General features: G+C 68.0%; 6 protein-coding genes. All 6 read left to right on the forward strand.

Features of this window, described 5'->3' with window-relative positions; genetic code table 11:
- The coding region (locus tag G3N99_RS30780; RefSeq protein WP_241011931.1) for an acyl-CoA dehydrogenase at positions 1 to 619 on the forward strand (619 nt) is incomplete at its 5' end.
- 30 nt (positions 620 to 649) lie between these two features.
- The gene (locus tag G3N99_RS30785) at positions 650 to 1,855 is read left to right on the forward strand and encodes a CaiB/BaiF CoA-transferase family protein (protein WP_174946593.1); all 1,206 of its coding nucleotides are present in this window, start codon (positions 650 to 652) and stop codon (positions 1,853 to 1,855) included.
- Between the two features lie 96 nt (positions 1,856 to 1,951).
- The gene (locus G3N99_RS30790; protein WP_011353318.1) at positions 1,952 to 2,257 is read left to right on the forward strand and encodes a DUF485 domain-containing protein; all 306 of its coding nucleotides are present in this window, start codon (positions 1,952 to 1,954) and stop codon (positions 2,255 to 2,257) included.
- 11 nt (positions 2,258 to 2,268) lie between these two features.
- Entirely contained in the window at positions 2,269 to 3,963 is a 1,695-nt protein-coding gene (locus G3N99_RS30795; RefSeq protein WP_174937759.1) for a cation acetate symporter, read from the forward strand.
- Between the two features lie 356 nt (positions 3,964 to 4,319).
- Positions 4,320 to 5,609 (forward strand): dicarboxylate/amino acid:cation symporter, encoded by a 1,290-nt coding sequence (locus G3N99_RS30800; protein WP_174937761.1) that lies wholly within the window; start codon positions 4,320 to 4,322, stop codon positions 5,607 to 5,609.
- Between the two features lie 4 nt (positions 5,610 to 5,613).
- On the forward strand, positions 5,614 to 7,578 hold a 1,965-nt coding region (locus G3N99_RS30805), incomplete at its 3' end, for an ATP-binding protein (protein ID WP_206124265.1).

Genomic DNA, 7,578 nt, shown 5'->3' on the forward strand with positions numbered 1-7,578 from the left:
CGACGACGATGCGGCCGGCATCGGCCTGTTCGTCGTGCCTGCCGACGCGCCGGGCGTATCGCTGCGCGACTACCGGAAGATCGACGGCGGCCGCGCGGCCGAAGTGCGCTTCGAACGCGTCGTGCTGCCGGCCGATGCGGCGCTCGGCGCGCACGACGGTGAAGCCGGCGCCGAGCTGCTCGAACGCGTGCTCGGCTACGGGCTGCTCGCGCTGTCGGCGGAAGCGCTCGGCGCGATGGACGTCGCGAAGGAATACACGCTCGACTACTTGCGCACGCGCAAGCAGTTCGGCTTGCCGATCGGCAGCTTCCAGGCGCTGCAGCACCGGATGGCCGACCTGCTGCTCGAAGTCGAGCAGGCGCGCTCGGCCGTGATCAACGCGGCCGCGCAGCTCGATGCGCCGCGCGTGGTGCGCGAACGCGCGCTCGCGGCGGCGAAAACCAGCATCGGCCGGATCGGCACGCTCGTCGCGGAGGAGAGCATCCAGTTGCACGGCGGGATCGGGATGACGTGGGAGTTGCCGCTGTCGCACTACGCGAAGCGTCTCGTGATGATCGATCACCAGCTCGGTGATGAAGATCACCATCTCGCGCGCTACATCGCGCTGTCGAAACAGTAAAAGCAAATCACGCGAATGGAGGAGACAAGGATGACGAACGAATCGCGCGCATTGCCGCTGGCCGGCGTGAAGGTGCTCGATTTCTCGCGCGTGCTCGCGGGCCCGTGGTGCGCGATGGTGCTCGCCGATTTCGGCGCGGAAGTGATCAAGGTCGAGCATCCGGCGCGCGGCGACGACACGCGCGACTGGGGCCTGAGGATCGGCGACACCGAGACGACCTACTTCAACAGCGTGAACCGCAGCAAGCGCTCGATCTGTCTCGACCTGCAGACCGAAGCAGGGCAGCGACTCGCGCGCGAGCTGGCCGCGCAGGCCGACGTGGTGCTTCACAACTTCAAGTTCGGCGGCGCGGAAAAGCTCGGGCTCGGCTACGACGCGCTGGCCGAGCTGAATCCGCGCCTCGTGCACTGCGCGATCTCCGGCTACGACCGCTCGGGCGCCGAGGCCGCGCGCCCCGGCTACGACCTCGTCGTGCAGGGCGAGGCCGGGCTGATGGCGCTGAACGGCGAGGCCGGCCAGCCGCCGCTGAAGTTCGGCGTCGCGGCGGTCGACCTGTTCACCGGCATGTATTCGGCGCAGGCGATCCTCGCCGCGCTGTACGAGCGCCATGCGACGGGGCGCGGGCGGCGCATCGAGATGGCGCTGTTCGACTGCGGGCTGATGATCACCGCGTACTACGGGCTCGACGCGCTGCTGATGGGCGAGGACCCGCCGCGCTACGGCAACGCGCATCCGTCGATCGTGCCGTATGGCGTGTTCGACGCGGCCGACGGCCCGCTCGTGATCACGGTCGGCAACAACACGCAGTTCGCACGCTTCTGCGATGCGATCGAGCGGCCCGACCTCGCGGCCGACGCGCGCTACAAGACCAACCTTGGCCGTTCGGAAAACCGCGCCGAGCTGTTGCCCGAGATTCGCGGCGAACTCGCGCGCCGGTCGCGCGCGACGTTGCTCGCGGCGCTCGCCGATGCGGGCATTCCGTGCGGCGAAGTGCTCGGGCTGCACGAAGCGCTGAAGTCGGAACGTGCGACGAGCGCGGGGCTCGTCACGCGGCAGCCGCATCCGGTCGCGGGCGGCGTCGACGTGCTTGCGCCGCCGTATCGGTTCGACGGCGCGCGGCTGCCGGTGCGCGGTGCGCCGCCGGTGCTCGGCGCCGATACGGATGCGGTGCTCGGCGGCTGGCTCGGGATGTCGGCCGACGAGGTCGCGCGGCTGCGTGCGGATCGCGTCGTGTAAGTCGCTCTTGACCGCCGCGGCGCGGGCGGATCGGTAGACGCGCCGGCCATCCAGATGAAAACCCTCGCGATACGACGAGGAGACATAGGAGACACCATGGAGCTTTCCGTCATCGAATCGGTCACGGCGCGCCGTGACTACCAGCAGCTCGTGCGTGCGCGGCGCCGCTTCAGCTTCACGCTGACGGCGCTGATGATCGCCACGTACTACGGCTTCATCCTGCTCGTCGCGCTCGCACCGCACGTGCTCGCCGCGCCGCTGTATCGCGGCGCGACGACGACGGTCGGGATCGCCACCGGCGTCGCGATCATCCTGGTCGCGATCAGCCTGACCGCGTGCTACGTGCTGCGCGCGAACCGTGCGTTCGACCGCCGCGTCGACGCGATCCTGCAGCGCTCGTGACGGAGGCCGACATGCGACGCACTTCGATCGCGCCCGGCGCGCTTGCTGTTCCCTTCGCTCTCGTTTCTTCCGCCGCGCATGCGGTATCCGTCGCGGGCCCGATGCCCGACAAGGTCGAACTGAACCCGGTCGCGATCGGGATGTTCTTCGCGTTCGTGTTCGCGACGCTCGCGCTCACGCGCTGGGCCGCACGGCGCACACGCTCGACGCGCGATTTCTACACGGCCGGCGGCGGCATCACCGGGCTGCAGAACGGGCTCGCGATCGCGGGCGACTACATGTCGGCCGCATCGTTCCTCGGGCTGTCCGGGATGGTGTTCATGTTCGGCTTCGACGGGCTCATCTACTCGATCGGCTTTCTGGTCGGCTGGCCGTTCGTGATGTTCCTGATCGCCGAGCCGCTGCGCAACCTCGGCAAGTTCACGTTCGTCGACGTCGTCGCGTACCGCTTCGCGCAGCGGCCGATCCGGCTGCTGACGTCCGCGAATTCGCTGACCATCGTCGTGCTGTACCTCGTCGTGCAGATGGTCGGCGCGGGCAAGCTGATCCAGCTGCTGTTCGGGCTGTCGTACGGCACGGCCGAGCTGATCGTCGGCGTGCTGATGGTCGTCTACGTGTTCTTCGGCGGGATGACCGCGACCACCTGGGTGCAGGTGATCAAGGCCGTGCTGCTGCTGTGCGGCGCGACGCTGCTCGTCGTGCTCGCGCTCGGCGAATTCGGCTTCAGCATCGACGAGATGTTCCGCCGCGCGGTGGCCGTGCATCCGGGCGCGCTGTCGATCATGGGCCCCGGCAAGCTGATCCGCGATCCGGCCAACGCGCTGTCGCTCGGCATCGCGCTGATGTTCGGCACGGCCGGCTTCCCGCACATCCTGATGCGCTTCTTCACGGTGCCGAACGCGAAGGAGGCGCGCAAGTCGGTGCTCTACGCGACCGGCTTCATCGGCTACTTCTACCTGCTGACCTTCGTGATCGGCTTCTCGGCGATCGTGCTGCTCGCGCAGCATCCGGAGTTCTTCAAGCTCGGCGCGAACGGCACGTTCAACCTGACGCACGACCTGCTCGGCGGCTCGAACATGGTCGCAGTGAAGCTCGCGCAGGCGGTCGGCGGGAACTGGTTCTACGGCTTCATCGCGGCCGTCACGTTCGCGACGATCCTCGCGGTGGTCGCGGGCCTGACGCTCGCCGGCGCGACGACGATCTCGCACGACCTGTATGCGCAGATGTGGGCGCGCGGCAAGCCCGACGAACGCGTCGAGATGCGCATCTCGCGCGCGGCGACGATCGCGCTGTCGGCGGTCGCGATCGGGCTGTCGATCCTGTTCGAGCACGTGAACGTCGCGTTCATGGTCGGCCTCGTCGCGGCGGTGGCCGCGAGCGCCAATTTCCCGGTGCTCGCGATGTCGATCTTCTGGCGCGGGATGACGACGCGCGGCGCGGTGCTCGGCGGCGGCCTCGGCCTCGTGTCGGCGGTCACGCTCACGGTGCTGTCGAAGTCGGTGTGGGTCGACGTGCTGCACCACGCGCACGCGCCGGTGTTCCTCGACAACCCGGCGCTCGTGTCGGTGCCGCTTGCGTTTATCGGGATCGTCGTCGGCTCGCTTGCGGATCGCGGCGAGCGCGCGCGGCGCGAGCGCGAGGCCTTCGCGCAGCAGGAGTTCTACGCGCAGACGGGCGTGCTGGCCGGCCGCGCCGTGCAGCACTGATTGATCTGAAGAATGGATGCATCCGTCCGGATCGCCGGACGGATATTTTCCGGAAATCCGGAATCCCGGATTTCCTTGCCTGCCGCATTATGAGAAATACAATGAAAACAAAGGTTTGATGGGTTCCGGGAACCTGGCATCGACCTTGCAATATAAAGCGCACGGCCATCCCCCGGCCGAACTACTACAGCAAGCAAGGAGACAATCGATGACCACTGCCTTCCTCCCCCTCCGGACGTCCTGAGGCATCGCTTGTTGCGGCACGGCAGCCGCGCGGGCGAATGGCTATTCCCCTGACATTCGTCCGCGCGCGTGACGCCGTTTCAATCGGCTCATCTACTTCTGCAGGAACCATCGTGAAGAAGAAACCCTTCTACAAAGTGCTCTATGTGCAGGTGATCTTCGCCATCATCGTCGGCGTGATCCTTGGCCACTACTACCCGGCGCTCGCCACCGACATGAAGCCGCTCGGCGACGGCTTCATCAAGCTGATCAAGATGGTGATCGGCCCGATCATCTTCTGTACGGTCGTTACCGGCATCGCCGGCATGGAGGACATGAAGAAGGTAGGCCGCGTCGGCGGCAAGGCGCTGCTGTACTTCGAGATCGTGTCGACCTTCGCGCTGGTGCTCGGCCTCGCGGCCACGCACATCCTGCGTCCGGGCGTCGGCTTCAACATCGATCCGGCGACGCTCGACGGCAAGGCCGTTGCGTCGTACGCAGCGAAGGCGCACGGGCAGTCGACGGTCGACTTCCTGATGCACATCATCCCGAACACGATGGTCGATGCGTTCGCGCAGGGTGAAATCCTGCAGATCCTGCTGATCGCACTGCTGTTCGGCAGCGTGCTCGCGCACCTCGGCGAGCGCGGCAAGGTCGTCACCGACTTCATCGACGGCCTCACGCGCGTGCTGTTCGGCATCGTGCACATCGTCACGAAGCTCGCACCGATCGGCGCGTTCGGCGCGATGGCGTTCACGATCGGCAAGTACGGCGTCGGCTCGCTGGTGCCGCTGCTCAAGCTGATCGGCACGTTCTACCTGACGTCGGTGGTGTTCGTGCTCGTCGTGCTCGGCACGATCGCACGCGTCACGGGCTTCTCGATCATCCGCTTCGTGTCCTACATCAAGGAAGAGCTGCTGATCGTGCTCGGCACGAGCTCGTCGGAAGCCGCGCTGCCGCAGCTGATGGAAAAGCTCGAGAAGGCCGGCTGCTCGCGTTCGGTCGTCGGCCTCGTCGTGCCGACCGGCTATTCGTTCAACCTCGACGGCACCAACATCTACATGACGATGGCCGTGCTGTTCATCGCGCAGGCGACCAACATCGAACTGACGTGGATGCAGCAGCTCACGCTGCTGGCCGTCGCGATGCTGACGTCGAAGGGCGCGAGCGGCGTCACGGGCGCGGGCTTCATCACGCTCGCCGCGACGCTGGCCGTCGTGCCGACGATCCCGCTGTCGGGCATGGTGCTGATCCTCGGTATCGACCGCTTCATGAGCGAGTGCCGCGCGCTGACCAACATCGTCGGCAACGGCGTCGCGACGGTCGTCGTGTCGGCCTGGGAGAAGGAGCTCGACCGCAACAAGCTGCGCCAGGCGCTGAACGGTGGCGGCGAGGTCACGACGACCGAGACGGCCGGCGTCTGACGCCATGAAGGAGCAGGCGGCGGCACCGCCCGCCGGCGGCGCGGCCCGCGGCGGCCAGGGCAGGGAGGCGGAGGCCTATGACACAATAGGCGATCCGCATCGCCAGGAAGCCTCGACCGTGACGCGCCGTCTGCTCATTCTCGTCGTGCTTGCCGCCGCGCTCGCCGCGGCGTGCACGCTGACGTGGACGATCACCTGGCGGCGCGGCGTTGCCGAGTTGCAGCGCAACGCCGCGGTGCGCGTCGATCGCACCACCAACGCGCTCAAGAGCACGCTCGACCGCTACGAATCGCTGCCCTATCTGCTCGGCAGCCATCCGTACGTGCAGGACCTGCTCGCCGAGCCGAAGCGCGCCGACTACACCGCGCGCGTCAATCGCTATCTCGAAGACCTCAACGAACACGCGCACGCGACCGTCACCTACGTGATCGGCGCGGACGGCCTGTGCGTCGCCGCCAGCAACTGGCGCGCGCCCGACAGCTTCGTCGGGATCGAATACCGCTTCCGCCCGTATTTCCTCGATGCGATGAACGGCCAGGTCGGCCGCTTCTTCGGGATCGGCACGATCTCGCGCGATCCCGGCTACTACATCTCGCAGCCGGTGTGGCGCGACGGCAAGATCGCGGGCGTCGTCGTCGTGAAGCTCAACCTCGAATGGTTCCAGGGCGCCGATGCGTCCGAACCGCTCGTCGTCGCGGACGATCACGGCGTCGTGTTCCTGTCGTCGGTGCCCGCGTGGAAGTACCACACGCTGCGCCCGCTGACGGGCCCCGTCGCCGCGTCGATCTACGAGACGCGCCAGTACGCGCAGCAACCCGTCACGCCGCTGCCGCTGCGCATCGAGCAGGTGCTCGGCCCCGATGCGGAGATCGTGCGCCTCGGCCCTGGCCTGCGCGCGCCGCGCTACCTTGCGAGCAAGCGCCGGATCGGCGAGCCCGACTGGCTGCTCGTCACGCTCGCACCGATCGCGCCCGTCGATGCCGATGCGCGCAACGCGACGATCGTCACGGGCTTCGGCTTCGTGTCGGTTGCGCTGCTCGCGTTCTACTGGCGGATGCGCCGCGCGCGCGTGCGGGAAATGATCCGCGGCCGCGCGCTGCTGCAACAGGCGTACGCGGAGCTGAACCGGCGCGTCGAGGAGCGCACCGCCGACCTGTCGGAAGCGAACGAGCAATTGCAGAAGGAAGTCGGCGACCGGATCCGCGCGGAGCAGGAGCTGCGCGCCGCGCACGACGAACTGATCCAGGCGAGCAAGCTCGCCGCGCTCGGCCAGATGGCGGCCGGCATCACACACGAACTGAACCAGCCGCTCGCGGCGCTGCGCAGCTTCTCGGACAACACGCGCGTGCTGCTCGACCGCGGCGAGCAGGCGGCCGCGCGGGAAAACCTCGAGGCGATCGCCGCGCTCACCGAGCGGATGGGCAAGATCACGAACCAGCTGAAGCTGTTCGTCGGCCGCGCGAAGCCGCGCAACGAGCAGGCGCTCGTCGTGCGCGCGCTGCGTAGCGTGCTGTCGCTGCTCGACGAACGGCTGCGCGGCGTCACGCTCACGCTGAGGCTGCAAGACGCGACCGTGTCGCCCGCGCACGATGCGCCGCTCGACCTGGCGCGCGACTATCCCGAGCTCGTCGCACGCTGCGAGGATCTGCGCCTCGAACAGGTGCTGATCAACCTGCTCGGCAACGCGCTCGATGCGGTCGTCGGGGTGGCGGCGCCGGCGATCGAGGTGACGATCGCGGTGTCGGCGGCGACGCTCGCCGTCGAGGTGCGCGACAACGGCTGCGGCATTGCGCCCGACCTGCTGCCGCGCCTGTTCGAGCCGTTCTTCACGACCAAGGAAATGGGGCGCGGGCTCGGGCTGGGCCTCGCGATCTCGTCGTCGATCGCGAGCGACGCGGGCGGGGCGCTCACCGCGCGCAACGCGCCGTCGGGCGGCGCGCTGTTCGTCTTGACGCTGCGGCGCGTTGCG

Source organism: Burkholderia sp. Ac-20392, from assembly GCF_017104585.1.
GTDB lineage: Bacteria > Pseudomonadota > Gammaproteobacteria > Burkholderiales > Burkholderiaceae > Burkholderia > Burkholderia lata.

Coding starts and splice junctions, on each gene's coding strand:
- G3N99_RS30790 (WP_011353318.1), top strand. CDS start 1,952: ATGGAGCTTTCCGTCATCGAATCGGTCACGGCGCGCCGTGACTACCAG.
- G3N99_RS30785 (WP_174946593.1), top strand. CDS start 650: ATGACGAACGAATCGCGCGCATTGCCGCTGGCCGGCGTGAAGGTGCTC.
- G3N99_RS30795 (WP_174937759.1), top strand. CDS start 2,269: ATGCGACGCACTTCGATCGCGCCCGGCGCGCTTGCTGTTCCCTTCGCT.